This window comes from Starkeya sp. ORNL1 (genome assembly GCF_012971745.1).
GTDB lineage: Bacteria > Pseudomonadota > Alphaproteobacteria > Rhizobiales > Xanthobacteraceae > Ancylobacter.
The window spans coordinates 3441173-3457509 of the sequence record NZ_CP048834.1 but is presented as its reverse complement, the minus strand read 5'-3'; the positions used below and the strand labels follow the sequence as shown (position 1 = coordinate 3457509).

Sequence of the window (16337 nt, the reverse complement as noted above, 5' to 3'; positions counted from 1 at the left end):
CAATTATCGCCCATTGTAGCGTAGCGAGCTTGGCGGCGGGGTCATTCCCGAGCGGCCGCGCCCGGCCGCGCCGCCGTCGCATTGGCTCTCCGAATGTCTGCGATCTACGCAGCTTCGATTTATGCCTAAAATTCTTGCATTATGGATACAATTGCATACAACGGGATATGCCTTCCGCACGGTTGATCCCGCAATGACCATCGAGCCTGCCCGACCCATCGCCGCGTTCCTGGATCCGGCGCTCAGGGAGCATGACGAGATTTACTCGCGCGATGGAGCGCGCCTCGCAGCGGGGATGTCGAGCGTCCCGGCGCGGGCGGCGGCCGACGATCTTGCCGGCAAGCTGCATCTCACGCGCATTGCCCTGGGCTGCTCCACCCACAAGGAACTGGCGGCACGCTTCGCCCAGGTGAACCGCTCCACCGCCTTCACCACGCAGAGCGCCTATAAATGGCTGCGCGGCAAGGCGACGCCGCGCACCTCGAGTATCTATCAGGACTGGTCGCGGCTGCTCGACGGCAAGCTGGCGCCGCCTTTCGTCGCCGCCGCCTCGTTCGAGGAGTTTGCGCAGGCGCTCTGCCGCCATTTTACCGTGCCCGAGGCCGCCATGGCCAAGCTGCGCGGCGCGCCGTCGCTGCGGGTGCGCACGCCGGTGCCCGAGGCACGGCGGGACATCGAGCCGGCGCGGCGCGTCGGGTTCGTCGGCAGCGAACTGCTGCGCGCTGGACCCGGCCGACGGACGTCACTGCTGCCGGGTGCGTTCCTCGCCGTGACGCCGGCGTGGTCGCGCAGGCAGGCCGGTCAACTCAGCCTGTCCGCGATCCGCATCAGCGAGGCGCCTGATGGAGCGCTGGCCATTGAACATTGCGAACGTGTGCTTGGCCATATGGTGGCCTCACGCGGGACGCTGGGCGGCGAGGGACGCACCGTGCACGGTGCACTGCACTGCCCGCACACCGGGCGCATCCAGTTCCTGAGCCTGCATGTGCCGACCTTCCCCGCCCATGTCATTATCGGACTGATGTGCGGCACCGCGCTCCACGATGCCGATGCCCGTTCGGTCGGCTCGCGCATCCTGCTGCTGCGCAGCCTTGCGCCGGGCTGGGAGGCGCTGACGCCGCGCACCGGCACGCTGGCGCCTGATACCGGGGGGCTGTCGCGCGAACTCGATGCGCTCGGCTATGGCACCGGGCGGCACGGCGTCGATGAGGCGAGCGAAACCCTGTTGCGCTTCTTCGCGGCCCGCGCTGATGCTGGCGCCATCGAGGTCGCCGGCGCGGATTTCCGCGCCGTCAGCGACGCCATGGCCGGCCTCATCGATTAGGCCCGCCGAACGCGCCTATTGGCTCACACCGCCCAGCACGCCACCAGCCGGCCGGCTTTCTCCTCCAGCGGCGGCGATTCCACCTTGCAGCGGTCGAACGCCAGCGGGCAGCGCGGGTGGAAGACGCAGCCATGCGGCGGATTGAAGGGCGACGGCAATTCGCCCTCCAGCACGATGCGCTCGCGCTTGGCGCCGGGATCGGCCACCGGCGTCGCCGAGAGCAGCGCGCGCGTATAGGGATGCTTCGGACTGTCGAAGATGATGTCGCGGGTGCCATGCTCGACGGCGCGGCCGAGATACATCACCATCACCTCGTCCGCCATGTGCCGCACCACGCCGAGGTCGTGGGAGACGAACACATAGGCGACGCCGAGCTGCTCCTGCAACTCCACCAGCAGGTTGAGCACCTGCGCGCGCACCGAGACGTCGAGCGCCGAGACCGGCTCGTCCAGCACCAGTATCTTCGGCCGCAGCACCAGCGCGCGGGCAATGGCGATGCGCTGGCGCTGGCCACCGGAGAACATGTGCGGGTAGCGCCCATGATGCTCGGGCCGAAGTCCGACCCGCGCCATCATGTCGAGCGCCCGTGCCCGCCGCTCCGCGGCGTTGAGGCTGGTATTGACCAGCAGCGGCTCCTCGATCGCCTTGCCGATGGTCTGGCGCGGATTGAGCGAGCCATAGGGGTTCTGGAACACCATCTGCACTTCGCCGCGATAGCGCTTCAGCGTTGCCGTGCTGGCGTCGGCGACATCGGCGCCATCGATGATGAGCGCGCCGGTGCCTGGCCGCTCGATCATGGTAAGCATGCGAGCGAGGGTCGACTTGCCGGAGCCGCTTTCGCCGACCACGGCGAGCGTCGAGCGCGGCGCGAGGCGGAAGCTGATGCCCGTCACCGCCTTGACGGACGCCTTCCTGCCGAGCCCGCGCGAGACCTCATAGGTCTGGGCGAGGTCGACCGCTTCCATCACCGCATCGCGGGCCTTCACCTCATTGGCAAGGATCTCATTCATGCCGCCACCTCGGCGCGTTGGGGCACGCCATTCATCAGCGGCGTGTGGCAGAGCGCATAGCCGAGCTCGGCGCCGTGGCGCGGCGGCGGCACGTTGCGGCAGCGATCCGTGGCGAAGCGGCAGCGCGGCGAGAACAGGCAGCCTTTCGGCCGGTCCGCCAGCCCCGGCACCATGCCGGGGATCGACGGCAGCAGGCGCCCGCTAGCCCGCTCGGGGAGGGCGGCGAGCAGCGCCGCGGTGTAGGGATGGTGCGGATCGCGGAACAGCCCGTCGGTCGGCTGCATCTCCACCTGCTGGCCGGCATAGTGCACGCATACACGCTGCGCGGTCTCCGCGACCACGCCCATATCGTGGGTGATAAGCACCAGCCCGACGCCATTGTCGCGCTGCAGCCGCATCAAGAGGTCGAGGATCTGCGCCTGGATGGTGACGTCGAGCGCCGTGGTGGGCTCGTCGGCAATGATCAGCTTGGGCCGGCAGGCGAGCGCCATGGCGATCATAACGCGCTGGCTCATGCCGCCGGAGAGCTGGTGCGGAAAGGCTTTCAGGCGCCGCTCGGGCTCGGGTATGCCGACCTCGTTCAGCAGTTCGATGGCGCGGGCATGACGCTCGCTGCGCGACAGGCCGAGATGGGTCTTCAGCGCCTCGCCGATCTGGAAGCCGACGGTGAAGCACGGATTGAGGCTCGTCATCGGCTCCTGGAAGATCATGGCGAGGTCGCGCCCGATGATCTTGCGCCGCTCACGGGCGGACATGGCCAGCATGTCGCGGCCGTCGAACTCGAGCTTGTCGGCGGTGACGCTGGCGGTCCACGGCAAGAGGCCCATCACCGCGAGCATGGCGACCGACTTGCCGGAGCCGCTTTCGCCGACGATGGCGACGACCTCGCCCGGCGCGACGTCGAGATTGACGCCGTCGACGGCGCGGAACGGCCCGCGCCCGGTGGCGAAGGCGACGCCGAGATTGCGGATGGAGAGCAGGGACATGCTCAGCTCCTCCTCAGCTTGGGATCGAGGGCGTCGCGCAGGCCGTCGCCCATCAGGTTGATGGCGACCACCGTCGACAGGATGGCGAGGCCGGGCAGCGTCACGATCCAGGGCGCGGCGCGGATGAATTCACGGCTGTCGGCGAGCATGGCGCCCCATTCCGGCGTCGGCGGCTGTGCGCCGAGGCCGAGGAAGCCAAGCGCGGCGGCCTCCAGTATCGCGTCGGAGATGCCTAGTGCCGCCTGCACGATCAAGGGTGCCAGGCAGTTCGGCAGCACGGTGACGAACATCAGCCTGAGCTTGCCAACGCCGGCGACGCGAGCGGCGATGACATACTCCTTGGAGAGTTCAGACAGCGCCGAGGCCCGTACGATGCGCACATAGCGCGGCAGATAGACCACGGTGACGGCGACGATGGTGTTGGTGAGGCTCGGCCCCAGCACGGCGACCACGAGGATCGCCAGCACCAGGCTCGGTATCGCCGTCACCAGATCCATGATGCGCATCACCACGGTCTCGACGATGCCGCGCATGAAGGCGCTGGCGAGGCCGAGCACGATGCCGACCGCCACCGACACCAGCATCACCGAGAGGCCGATGCCGAGCGAGATGCGGGCGCCATAGATCAGGCGCGAGAGCACGTCGCGCCCGACCGCGTCGGTGCCGAATGGGAAGTCCCAGCCGCCGCCGGCCCAGACCGGCGGGCGCTGCACGAATGCGCGGAACTGCTCGACCGGCGAGTGCGGCGCCACCCAGGGCGCGAACAGAGCGAGGAACGCGATGAAGACCACGAAGACCAGGCCGGCGACGGCGCCGCGGTTCTCGCTGAAGGCGTTCCAGAACGCCTTCAGCGGCGAAGGCTCGGGGCGCACCGGCTCGGCGTTCGCAAGCGATACCGTGGCCTGGCTGAGCGTACCCTGGGTGTCGAGGTCCAGCATTGCTATGGCTGGGCCAGTCGGGATCGGATCGTCGATGGCCCGTTCGTCAACCATGCCGGATCCTCGGATTGATCGCGACATAAGTGAGGTCGACGATGAGATTGACCAGGATGACGATGCCGGAGATCAGCATGATCCCGCCTTGCAGCGCCGGATAATCGCGCCGCGCGATTGATTCGATGAGCCATTTGCCGACCCCGGGCCAGGCGAAGATGGTCTCGGTCAGCACCGCGCCGGCGAGCAGCGTTCCGGTCTGCAGCCCGATCACCGTCACCACCGGGATCAATGCGTTGCGCAGCGCATGCAGGCCGACCACGCGCAGCGGCGAGAGCCCCTTGGCGCGGGCGGTGCGCACATAATCCTCGCCCAGCACTTCCAGCATCGAGGAGCGCGTCATCCGCGCGATCACCGCGAGCGGGATGGTGCCGAGCACGATGGACGGCAAGATGAGATGGCTGACCGCCGCCCAGAAGGCACCGTCCTGTTCGGAGAGCAGACTGTCGATCAGCATGAAGCCGGTCACCGGCTCGAAATAGTAGTTGATCAGGTCCATGCGGCCGGAAACCGGCGTCAGGCCGAGATACTCGGACATGAACATGATGAGCAGCAGGCCCCACCAGAAGATCGGCATCGAATAGCCGGCGAGCGCAACCGACATAACTGCATGGTCGAGCACGCTGCCGCGCTTCACCGCCGCCAGCACGCCGGCCGGAACGCCGAGCACGATGGCGAAGATCAGCGCGCAGATGGACAGCTCAAGCGTCGCCGGGAACAGCGTCAGGAATTCCTGCAGCACCGGGGTCTTGGTGACGATGGACAAGCCGAAATCGCCGTGGATCAGGCCGTTCGCATAATGCAGGAATTGCTGCCAGATCGGCTGGTCGAGGCCGAGCTCGTGGCGGAACTGGGCGAGGCGTTCCGGCGAGATGCCGCGCTCGCCGGTGCGGACCTCGATCGGATCGCCCGGCACCATGCGCACCGCAACGAAGGTGACGAACATCAGCGCGATGAAGGTGGGGACCGTCAGCGCGACGCGGCGGATGAAGAAACGGAGCATGGGGCTCGCCTGTTCGAGGAGCCGTGTGTCAGCTGGAGCATCCTTCGAGGCCCGGCGTCGCCGGGCACCTCAGGATGAGGTGGTGCTTTAAATGCGACCTCATCCTGAGGTGCTCGCGCAGCGAGCCTCGAAGGATGCTCCAGAGCACGCGATTGCCGCTTTCCGCCGAAGCGGAAAGCGGCAGCCGATGGCGTTTACAAAGGTCGCCCGCTCACTTCAGCGACACGCCGTAGAATTCGTGACGGCCGAAGGGGCTGACCTTGTAGTCCACCACTTCCTTGCGGATCGGCTCATAGACCACCGAGTGCGCAATGGTGAACCACGGCGCCTCTTCCTTCACGATCACCTGCGCCTGCTCATAGAGCTTGGTGCGCTCGGCCACGTCCGAGATGTTGCGCGCCTTGGTGATCAGGTCGTCGAACGACTTGTCGCACCACTTGGCAAGGTTCTGGCCGCCCTTGCGGGCCGCCGGACAGCCAAGCAGGAAGAAGAAGTTGTCGGGATCGCCATTGTCGCCGGTCCAGCCGAGCTGGCCGGTCATGTGCTCGCCTTCCTGCATGCGCTTGCGGTACTCGCCCCATTCATAGGAGACGAGCTTGGCATTGATGTTCAGCTTGGCGAGGTCGGCCTGCATCATCTCGGCGATGCGCTTGGCGTTCGGATTATACGGACGCTGCACCGGCATCCACCACAGATCGATGTCGAGCGGCAGCTTCACCCCGGCGCTCTCCAGCATCTGCTTGGCCTTGCCGGGATCGTACGGATAGTCCTTCACGTCCTTGTTGTAGGACCAGATGGTCGGCGGGATCGGGTTGACCGCGCCCTGGCCGGCGCCCTGATAGACGTCCTTGATGATCGCGGCCTTGTCGATCGCCATGTTGAAGGCCTGGCGGACCTCCTTCTTGTCGAACGGGGGCTTCTGCACATTGAACGCCCAGTAGGCGATGTTGAGGCCGGGCTGCGAGAGCAGGTTGATCGCCGGATCGGTCTTCATCGCCGCGATGTCGGCCGGGTTCGGCGCGATCATCACATGGCATTCGCCCTTCTTCACCTTGGCGTAGCGGGCGGTCGGGTCCGGGGTGATGGCGAACACCAGGTCGTCGATCGCCGCCTTGCCCTCGAAATACTCCGGGAAGGCCTTGTAGCGGATCACCGCGTCCTTCTGGTAGGTCACGAAGCTGAACGGACCGGTGCCGACCGGGATCTGGTCGAGCTGCTCGGGCGAACCCTTCTTCAGCAGGAAGTCGGCATACTCCTTCGACATGATGGTGCCGAAGTCCATGGCGAGGTTGGCGAGCATCGGCGCGTTCGCTTCATTAAGCGTGAACTTCACCGTGTAGTCGTCGACCTTGTCGATGCTCTTGAGCAGGTCCGGCATGCTCATGTCGTTGAAGTAGTCGTAAGCGCCGCCGGAGACCTTGTGGTAGGGGTTGTCCGCCTTCCACTGCCGCTCGAACGAAAACAGCACGTCGTCGGCGTTGAAGTCGCGGGTCGGCTTGAAGCCATTGACGCCGGAATGGAACTTCACGCCCTTGCGCAGCTTGAAGACGATCTCCTTGCCATCCGGGCTGACCGTCCAGCTCTCGGCGAGGCCGGGGACCACCTTGGTGGTGCCACGCTCGAACTCGACGAGCTGGTTATAGACCGGACGGGCGGCATCGAAGCTGGTGCCGGTGGTGTTGAGCGCCGGAGTGAAATTCTCCGGGCTGCCTTCCGAACAATAAACGAGCGTTTTCGCATAAGCGGGGACCGCGAGCACGGCCATCACGGCCGCGGCGGCTAGTCCGGTCTTAAGAACGCGCATGTTGATCTTCCCTCTCTGGACCGGGCGCCACGGACCCCCACTTCGATGCGGGTGGTTTTCGGTTCCGTCGGCGGCGGTCGACCGAGCGGACTCAATCACGCCCGAAGAAGCGGCGCAATCGTCCCGACACACGACGAACGTCCTATTGCGCGAATGCTGCCACATAGGCGTCGAAATGCGTGACGCTAGGTAAATAGACCATGGTTCAACGTGCGCGGTGGGCGCAGGCTTCGACAAAGGCGCGCAGCTTCGGCTGGTTGCGGCTGGCCTGCGGGAAGCAGATGAACAGCGCGTCGCGGGCCGGGGCGAAATCTTCCAGCACCGGCTCCAGCAGTCCGGCTGCCATCTCGGCCTCGGCCTGCAGGCCCGACGTATAGATCAGGCCCATGCCACGCACCGCCAGCGCCCGCAACAGCGTCGCATCGTTCGCCACCAGCGCGCCCGGCGGATCGATGGAGAGCGCCTGGCCGTCGCGCTCGAACTCCCAGCGATAAATGTCGCCGACATCCGGCCGGCGATAGCGGATGCATTCGTGGCGCGCTATGTCCTCGATCACCCGCGGCCGGCCGCGGGCCGCGAAATAGGACGGCGCGCCGAGTACCGTCCAGGCGAAGGACGGCGACACCCTGACCGCGATCATGTCGCGGTCGATATATTCGCCGATGCGGATGCCGGCATCATAGCCGCCCTCCACCAGCTCGGCGTGGGTGTCGTCGACCGTGATCTCCACCTTGATGTCCGGCCACGTGGCGCGGAACGCCGGCAGCACCGGCTCGATCACGTGGGGCAGGGCGATACGATGCACGAGCAGTCGCAGCGTGCCGGACGGCTGGGCGCGCAACAGGGTCAATGCGTCGAGCGTGCCGGTGATCGCCTCGGCGGCGGGACCGAGCTGCGCCAGCAGCCGCTCGCCCGCTTCGGTGAGTGCGACCCTGCGCGTGGTCCGGTGCAGCAGCGGAAGGCCGAGCCGGCGTTCCAGCGCCTGCATCGCCTGGCTCACCGCGCCCGGCGTCACTCCGAGCTCGATCGCCGCGCCGCGGAAGCTGCCGCGCCGCACGATGGCGAGGAATTCCGAGAGGCCGTCGAACGGATCGGTGCGTGCCATGGTCGAATGTTTAATGCCGCGTCACTCGATCATATAGCACACCTATATGGACTGTGCAGTGCAAACGGCATTATGTGCGCCGCAACACGGCCTACATAGGGTCAGGCGGCGTGGCCGCACGCCCGCCCCGAAATTCCAGCTTCCTTCTCGCCCCGGACTTCCTCAACAGCGCCCCGGGGCCTATTCGTCCACGAGACATCGACAGGTGACGACATGCGCTACAAGACACTCGGCGGCACGGGGCTTCTGGTCTCGGAAATCTGCCTCGGCACCATGACCTTCGGCGGCGGCGGCTTCTGGACCGCGATCGGCACACTCGACCAGTCGGTCGCCGACCGTATCGTCGCCCGCGCACTCGACGCTGGCGTGAACTTCATCGACACCGCTGACGTCTATTCGGCCGGCGTGTCGGAGGAGATCACCGGCCGGGCGATGCTCAATTCCGGCCGCAAGCGCTCGGACATCGTGCTCGCCACCAAGGTGTACAGCCAGGCCGGGCCCGGTCCGAACGATCGCGGCGCTTCGCGCGGCCATATCATGGATGGCGTCAAGGCCAGCCTGAAGCGGCTCGGCACCGACTATATCGACCTCTACCAGATCCACGGCCTCGATCAGGTCACCCCGGTCGAGGAGACGGTGCGTGCGCTCGACGATCTCGTGCGGCAGGGCCATGTCCGCTATGTCGGGGTCTCCAACTGGCCGGCCTGGCGGATCATGAAGGCGCTCGGCGTCGCCGAGCAACATGGCTGGGCCCGCCTCGCCACGCTCCAGGCCTATTACACCATTGCCGGCCGCGACCTCGAGCGCGAGATCGCCCCGCTATTGGAGGCCGAGAAGCTCGGACTGATGGTGTGGAGTCCGCTTGCGGGCGGTCTGCTCTCCGGCAAGTACGATCGCGAGGGCAAGGGCCCGCAGGGCTCGCGCCGCGTCACTTTCGACTTCCCGCCGGTGAACCGCGACCGCGCCTTCGATTGCATCGACGTCATGCGCGAGATCGCCGATGCGCGCGGCGTGTCGGTGGCACGCATCGCACTCGCCTGGATCCTGCACCAGCGCTTCGTCATGTCGGTGATCATCGGCGCCACGTCGCCCGAGCAGCTTGACGACAATCTTGCCGCGGCCGACGTCCGTCTCACGCCGGAGGAACTCGCAAGTCTCGACAAGGTCAGCGCGCTGCCTCCCGAATATCCGGGCTGGATGGTCGAGCGGCAGGGCGCCGCGCGACTGCCGTCCTGAGCGGAGCGCGATGATGCTGGAACGCACGCCGCCGGTCTCGGCACAGGAAACCGAGCAGGGTCCCTCGCCGGCCCTGGTCACAACGCTCGCGGTGGCGGCGGGCGCGCTGGTGGCGAACCTCTATTATGCCCAGCCGCTCGTCGCTTCCATCGCACCGGAGATCGGGGTCGGCCCCGATCTCGCCGGCTCGCTGGTCAGCGTCACCCAGATCGGCTACGGCCTCGGCCTGTTCCTGCTGGTCTCGCTTGCCGACCTGGTCGAGAACCGGACGCTGGTGCTCACCACGCTCGCCTTCACCGCGCTCGGCCTCGTCGGCGCGGCGACGGCGGGCAGCGCGGCGCCGTTCTTCGCCGCCTCGCTGCTGATCGGCATCGCCTCCTCGGGGGCGCAGGTGCTGGTGCCTTTCGTCGCCCATCTCGCGCCGGAGAAGCGGCGCGGCCGGCTGATCGGCAATGTCATGGCGGCGGTGCTCACCGGCATCATGCTGGCACGGCCGGCCTCGCTGTTCATCGCTGCCAATTTCGGCTGGCGTGCGGTGTTCTTCGCCTCCGCGGCGCTGATGGTGGTCATCGGCGTGCTGCTGGCGAAGATGATGCCGCGCTACACGCCGCGCGGGGGCATGCATTATGGCCGCATCCTCGCCTCCATGCCCAAGCTGCTGCGCGACATTCCGGTGCTGCGCTGGCGCGCCGCCTACCAGGCGCTGCTGTTCGGCGCCTTCAACATGTTCTGGACCGCGGCACCCTTGATGCTCGCCGAGCGTTTCGGCATGAGCCGCGAGGGCATCGCACTGTTCGCGCTGGCCGGCGCCGGCGGCGCGCTCGCCGCCCCGCTGGCTGGTCGGCTCGCCGACCACGGCCTCGCCCAGGCGGCGACCGCGGGGGCGATCCTCGCCATGGGCCTGTCGTTCTGGGCGAGCGAATGGGCGGTGGTGGCGTTGGCGCTGATCGCGCTGGTGGTGCTGACGCTGATCATCGATGCCGCGGTGCAGACCAACCAGGTCATCAGCCAGCGCATCATCTTCTCGGTGCCGGCGGAGATACGCGGCCGGGTCAATGCGCTCTACATGACCTTTACCTTCGCCGGCGGCGCGGCGGGTTCGGTGCTCGGCACCGTCACCTATCATGCTGGCGGCTGGACCATGACGGCCTTGGCCGGCGCCGGCATCGGCCTGATCGCGCTTGCGCTGTTCGCGCTCGAGCGCTGGGGTGCCGCCAAACCGTGAAGTCCGACGTGTGGCGAAAAGCGCGTAGCTCCCTCTCCCCCACGGGGAGAGGGTTGGGGTGAGGGGGCTCTACGGCTCCGCAATGGTGTCACCCCTCACCGACCCGCTTCGCGGGCCACCTCTCCCCAATGGGGAGAGGGAATTCCAGGGCAGACCTGAGGGAACGGACGGAGGAGCCGCGTGGAACGTATAGATCCGTCCAAGGCCTATCTGCTGCTCGAGGCCGGCCCGATCGTGCTGGTGACGACCGCCGATGAAGGGCGGGCGAACATCATGACCATGGGCTTCCACATGATGGTGCAGCATGCGCCGCCGCGCATCGCCTGCATCATCGGGCCATGGGACCATAGCTACAAGGCGCTGAGCGCGACCGGCGAATGCGTCGTCGCCATTCCCACCATCGACCTCGCGAGGACGGTGGTCGATATCGGCAATTGCTCCGGCACCGAGGTCGACAAGTTCGCAAAGTTCAAGCTCACCGCGCAGCCCGCGGCCAAGGTGTCGGCGCCGTTGATCGCCGAGTGCCTCGCCAATATCGAGTGCCGGGTGGCGGACACCGCCCTGGTCGATAAATACGGGCTCTTCATCCTCGAGCCGGTAGCGATCTGGATCGACCGCGACCGCAAGGAGCGGCGCACGCTGCATCACAATGGCGACGGTACCTTCACGGTGGATGGCCGCGTGCTGGACTTGAGGGAACGCATGGTGCTGTGGAAGGCGTTCCAGGTCGCGCTTTGACGGGGTTCCTCAAGACATCGTCATCCCGGCCGGAGCGGAGCGCAGAGCCGGCATCGCGCGCCGATGGGGGCTCTCCCCTTCCCGCGATCCCGGATACGGCCGGCGGCCGTTCCGGGATGACGACGGCGGGTAGAGGCCGGATGACTACGCCGGCACGTTGAGCACGATGGCCGCGTGCTCCAGCTTGCCATCGGAGAACACGTCCCATTTCAGCCAGCGCGAATTGAGGTTGGTGACTTCGCTCTTGTCGGTCTTGGTCATGACCAGCGAGATCTTTGCCGGCGTATAATTATCCGAATCGTCGATGATCTTCTTGGCCATGGCCTCGAGCTCGCGGGCCTGTTCGGTCTTGCCTTCGCGCTTCAGGCTCTTCACCTGGTCGAGCAGCGTATTGGCCTCCAGCAGCGCGTCGGACTTCAGGTTGTAGGTGACGGCCAGGAAGTCGTCCTGGCCCATATGCGCCAGCAGCCCCGCGAGATTGTCGCCGAACTCCTGGTCCTTCTCGATCTTGGCGTTGATATCGTCATTCGAGATGGTCATCATCGACTTTATCTTGTCGACGTTCAGATTGGTCTGGCGAACGACTTCAGCCTTGGTGTAGAAGCCCTGGTCGTCCTGGACCTGCTTCCACTTTTGCGTATAGGTCGCCACCACGCCGACCGAGAGGCTCACCAGATCGGTGTTCTGCGTGCCGCCCACATCGTAATTCTTGTCGATGGAGGCGCCCGAGCCGGTGGCCGTGGCGCCGCCAAGCGCGTTCACCGCGTTGAACAGGCGCTCATAGACGGCGGTGTTCAGGGTGACGCCGCCGGAGACTTCGACCTCGCCCTTGTGGGTGTATTCGCGCTGGCTGCGCATGTCGGTGGACTTGCCGGAGATGCCCGCGGTCACGGCGAGTTCGGCCATGGCACCGACGCCGTATTTGTCGCCGCTCGGGGCGGGCGTCATCAGTTCGGCGCGCATGACGGCGCGCCCGGTCGCCGAGCCCTTGACGATGCCCTCCGAGCTCATCGCGACGTCGATCGCGCTCGACCAGTCGGAGACGCCGATATCCTTCTCGTCGATCATCTTGCCGAGCAGCTCGATCAGCGATTTGCGCCCGGCCTCGTCGGGCTTGAAGGTGAGGGAGACTCCGCTCATCAGGTTCACCGAACCCTCGACGCCGGCGCCGACCTCCGCCTTGACGTTCTCGGTCAGCTTGTAGCCGAGCGCGTAGTCGACATTGGCCTTGCCCTCGCCGCCGGAGCGCACATGCAGCTTGTAGCCGTCTGAGCCGCGCTCGATCTCGATATGGCCGAGCGAGGCGCCGGCAAGCCGGACGCGCAGCGTATTGGCGCCCGTGGGATCGAGCGGCACCTTGGAGGTATCGAGCGTGACGCGGTTGCCGGCCTTCAGGCTCAGCTTGCCGCCTTCGCTCATGGTCTCCAGCGAGGAGATGAGGGCGCGCTTGGTCGGCTCGTCCATGTCCCGCTTGCCGGTAATGGATTCGGTGCCGAACAGCAGGCTCGACGCCTTGAAGCTGCTCTCGCGCGAGAAGCTCGGCGAGAACATCGTCTCGCTGCTCCAGCGCTGGACGTCAGCCAAGGTCAGCGTGCCATAGATCGCCTGCTCGATCTCGGGGGCGAAGCGCTCGACATCGACACCCCAATCCTTGAGTTGCGCCTCGATCTCGCCGCGCTTGCTCGCCGGGTCGTAGCCATTGACGGCCTGGCCCTTGGACATGGTGAAGTCGCGCCCGCCCTGCGGCCAGGAGGCCAGCACCGCGGTGCGGATGATCTGCCGCACTGCCGACACCTCGATCGGATTGTCGCGCATACGCTCGACGAGGATGCCCTCCATCGCCTTGCCCTGCGTCTCGATCTGCTTGTCGAGCGTGCCGCGGTCTTTGGAAGCGCCCTCGCGCAGATAGATGATCGCCTGCGCCGCTGTGCGCAGCCGGGCGATGTCGTCGATGCCAGGATTGCTGCCGCGGCCGAAGGCGGCAGCGACCTTCTGGTGCCAGGGCCGGTGCATGCGCGTGCTGTCGAAGCCCTTCAGCTTCTCCAGCGCGTCGTCCCGTTTCTTGATGAGGTCCGCATCGCCCTTGTGCGTGGTCTCCAGCAGATCGTGCGCCTCGAGCGCATCGACGATGGCGTGCGCGCTTTCGAGGCCGCGCGGATTGGTGGGATCGAGATCGAGTCCGAGCCCACCCTCCTTCTCCGGCTTGCCCATCTCCTTGAGCAGTTCCCGGTACCGCGTCTCCTTCTCGCCGACCTTGGCATGGTCCCCGAGCAGGGTGACGATCTCGAGCGTGGCGTCGCGATAATTGTCGGCGCCGGTCGAAAGCTTGTCCCACTCGGCTTGATCGCGGGTCTTGATGCGCTTCTCGGCTTCCGAGCTTTGCCATTTGAAGCGGGTGACGACATCCGGATCCTTGGTGCCGGCGACGTGCCCGGTCGGCAGCTTGCCGGTCTGTGCCAGATGGGCGTCGACCAGCATTTCGTTGAGCAGCAGGCGGGCCGAGGCTTGGGTCGATTCCTGGTTGAAGCGACCGATCGTGTCCTGCGCCAGTTCGCTGCGGACGACCTGGTTGATGCCCTTGTTGATGGCGCGCGTGGTCTCGCGCACCTCCTGCACGCTGCCCATGCCCTTGCGGTTGAGGTCGACGACGAGGTTGCCGAGATCGTCGCGATCCTTGCCGGAGAGCCCCATCTTCTCGATGTCGGTATCGCTGAGGCCGGCGTGCTCCAGCAGTTCCGACGGAGTCGGCACGGTAGTGCTCTGGGTGCCGGACGGCGGGATCGGCTTGAATGTATTGACGTCGAGGTGCTCGTGCAGGCCGAGCGCGCTCTTCTCCAGCGCGAAGGTCTTGGATTCGAGATCCGAGATGCGCGCCAGCAGGAAGGCGACCTCGCGGCCGGTCTTGCTGCCGCCATAGTTGCGCAGCGCGTCGATGAAGACCTTGTCCTTGCGGATGCTGGAGGCGCCGCCATGGCCGAAGAAGCGACCATTGTCGCCCCAGGTGTTCGGCTTGTACCAGACCCGGCGATCGACCTTGAGCAGGCCTTCGAGCCGCCGGTTCAGGATCGTCATCTCCTGGCGCAGCGCTACCGCCTTGCGGCGCTTGCCGTAGTCGATCAGCTCCTGCTTGGTGAGCGGCGGGGTGTCGCCGGCGGCGCGCTCCTGCTTGATGGCGAGCAGGCTGGCGTCGAGTGCCGGGCTGTGGCCGAGCAGCATGTCCGGCGGATCGCCGTCGACGATGAGCTGGCTGAAGGTGGACAGCGCCTCCAGCGCATTGCGCCGCTGCGAGACGGTCGCGTTCTCCGGGTCGAGATTGAGCGAGGGCAGGGCGGTGCCCATGGCGCGCAGCAGCGCGCCGAGCGAGGGCGGCTCGCTGCCGCTGCGCCCCTTGGGGTCGATGTCCTGCTTGGTGAGACCTTCGGCCTGCAACTCGCCATCGGTGATCTGGCCGAGCGAATTGGTCTGCGTCTGCTTGTCGACGTCGCTCAGCTTGGGTGAAGGCACCGTCTGCAGCTTCTCTAGCGCCTCCAGCGCCTGCGGCATGGCGATGTGCGCGGCGACCTCACGCGACAATTGCGCGAGGCGGCGCACCGCGACGTCGATGGCGCTGCTGTATTCGAGCGAGCGGCCCGGAGCGATCGAGCTTTCCAGTTCGGACATGAACTTTTCGAGCGTGGTGGCGAACTCGGCGATGCCGACCTTGAGACCGCCTTCCATCTCCACCGGATCGTGGCCGGCATTGATGCCGTCGATGAAGGCCTCGATGTTCTTCGCCGACTGCGCCAGGCTGAGGCGAAGCGTGCCGTCGTCGAAGCCCTTCTGCGGGGGAATGTTGGTGATGCCGCGCAGCGCCGCGCCGATGCCGTCCTTCGTCAGCTTGGTCGATTGCGACAGCAGGCCGGGGAACTCGACCTCGACAGCGAGCTTGGTAAGTTCGCTGCGCAGCGCCTTCAGGCCGGCGACCTCGGTGGTCTTGGTCGGATCCTTGCCGTGGGCGGCGATGAGCTTGTTGACCTCGCCGAGCGCCTTGTTGATCTCCGCATGCGCCTTGAGCTTCTGGCCGGTGAGCGAGGCCTGGCGCTCCGCCCACTTGCCGGCCTTGTCGGTGCCGGTCGTGGTGGTCTGCAGCTTGGCGATGCCGTCGGCGAGCCTGGCGATCTCGTCACGCTTGGTTTCGAGCCGCGTGACGGCCTTGTCGACGGTTTCGGGCGGCGGCTGCGTCGAGGTGCTCGATGGCGGCGGGCTCTTCGGCAGTGGCGGCTTGCTCGCGTCGAGCTTCAGCCCGATACGCGACGACAGGTCCTTCAGTTGCGCGACGGCGGCGTCGACATGGCCGTCGACTGTCGCATTCTCGCCCTTGAGGGCGCCTTCGAGGTGGACGACGTAGTCGTCGATCAACTTCTGGAACTCGGCGAGAGTGATCGGCGTGCCGTCGCGAAGGTCCGACTTCAGTGGATCCGCATGGAAGCCGTCGATGATGTGCCCGAATTCGAGGATCTCATCCGCGAGCTTGTCACGCAGCGGAGAGGCGGTGGCGCCGTGCAGCGTCTGCAGCGCAGTGGTCAGGCCGTCCTTCGGCAGCGGATCCTTGGTCCTGGCGCCCTTGATCTTCTCCGCTTCGGCCTTGGCCTTGCCGGTCTCGGTCTTGAAAATGCGCGCGAGATCGAGCGTCGCCGGGGACTTGGAGAGTTTCAACCGGTGCAGGTCGCCGTTCTTCGCTCCGCCCTTGACCTTGGGATCTTCGGGCGGCTTGTTGCGGCGGAACAGGGCGATGAACTTCTTGAAGCCCGGCCCGACCGTGCCGCTGGTGGTGCTCTTGCCGCCAAGCAAAGCCGACGTGCCGAGCGCGTGGCCGCCGCTGATATTGATGCCTGCCATGGTCCCCGATCCCCCGGAATGCCGGCGGCTTCGGAG

At 66.4% G+C, this 16337-nt stretch carries 11 protein-coding genes; 4 read left to right on the top strand and 7 right to left on the bottom strand.

Annotated elements, in window-relative coordinates:
- Positions 1-193: 193 nt before the first annotated feature.
- Positions 194-1324 carry a hypothetical protein gene (locus G3545_RS16450; protein WP_170014363.1) on the top strand — a complete coding sequence of 377 codons (1131 nt, stop codon included), beginning with the start codon at positions 194-196 and terminating at the stop codon, positions 1322-1324.
- Between the two features lie 23 nt (positions 1325-1347).
- Here G3545_RS16450 and G3545_RS16445 read toward each other — a convergent pair whose 3' ends face one another.
- From G3545_RS16445 to G3545_RS16420, 6 genes are all read right to left on the bottom strand, one after another.
- Positions 1348-2334, bottom strand: a complete 987-nt coding sequence (locus tag G3545_RS16445) for a dipeptide ABC transporter ATP-binding protein (protein WP_170014362.1) — start codon at positions 2332-2334, stop codon at positions 1348-1350.
- Positions 2331-3320, bottom strand: coding sequence for an ABC transporter ATP-binding protein (locus G3545_RS16440; protein WP_170014361.1), 990 nt, complete (start codon positions 3318-3320; stop codon positions 2331-2333). Before G3545_RS16440 ends, G3545_RS16445 begins: the two co-directional genes overlap by 4 nt.
- Positions 3321-3322: 2 nt before the next feature.
- The gene (locus G3545_RS16435) at positions 3323-4258 is read right to left on the bottom strand and encodes an ABC transporter permease subunit (protein WP_246702903.1); all 936 of its coding nucleotides are present in this window, start codon (positions 4256-4258) and stop codon (positions 3323-3325) included.
- Between the two features lie 46 nt (positions 4259-4304).
- Entirely contained in the window at positions 4305-5315 is a 1011-nt protein-coding gene (locus tag G3545_RS16430) for an ABC transporter permease subunit (RefSeq protein WP_170014359.1), read from the bottom strand.
- A gap of 211 nt (positions 5316-5526) precedes the next feature.
- Entirely contained in the window at positions 5527-7119 is a 1593-nt protein-coding gene (locus G3545_RS16425) for an ABC transporter substrate-binding protein (protein ID WP_170014358.1), read from the bottom strand.
- Positions 7120-7324: 205 nt separating this feature from the next.
- The gene (locus G3545_RS16420) at positions 7325-8224 is read right to left on the bottom strand and encodes a LysR family transcriptional regulator (protein WP_170014357.1); all 900 of its coding nucleotides are present in this window, start codon (positions 8222-8224) and stop codon (positions 7325-7327) included.
- A 213-nt stretch (positions 8225-8437) separates the two neighbouring features.
- Between G3545_RS16420 and G3545_RS16415 the strand changes: the two genes are divergently transcribed.
- From G3545_RS16415 to G3545_RS16405, 3 genes are all read left to right on the top strand, one after another.
- Complete coding sequence (locus G3545_RS16415) at positions 8438-9460, top strand: aldo/keto reductase (RefSeq protein WP_170014356.1); 1023 nt, start codon at positions 8438-8440, stop codon at positions 9458-9460.
- 13 nt (positions 9461-9473) lie between these two features.
- The gene (locus G3545_RS16410) at positions 9474-10685 is read left to right on the top strand and encodes an MFS transporter (RefSeq protein ID WP_170014355.1); all 1212 of its coding nucleotides are present in this window, start codon (positions 9474-9476) and stop codon (positions 10683-10685) included.
- 180 nt (positions 10686-10865) lie between these two features.
- Positions 10866-11423, top strand: coding sequence for a flavin reductase family protein (locus G3545_RS16405; RefSeq protein ID WP_170014354.1), 558 nt, complete (start codon positions 10866-10868; stop codon positions 11421-11423).
- 144 nt (positions 11424-11567) lie between these two features.
- On the opposite strand, the gene G3545_RS16400 is transcribed toward G3545_RS16405, so the two are convergent.
- Positions 11568-16301: a hypothetical protein gene (locus tag G3545_RS16400; RefSeq protein WP_170014353.1), complete on the bottom strand. Its 4734-nt coding sequence runs from the start codon at positions 16299-16301 to the stop codon at positions 11568-11570.
- Between the last annotated feature and the right edge of the window lie 36 nt (positions 16302-16337).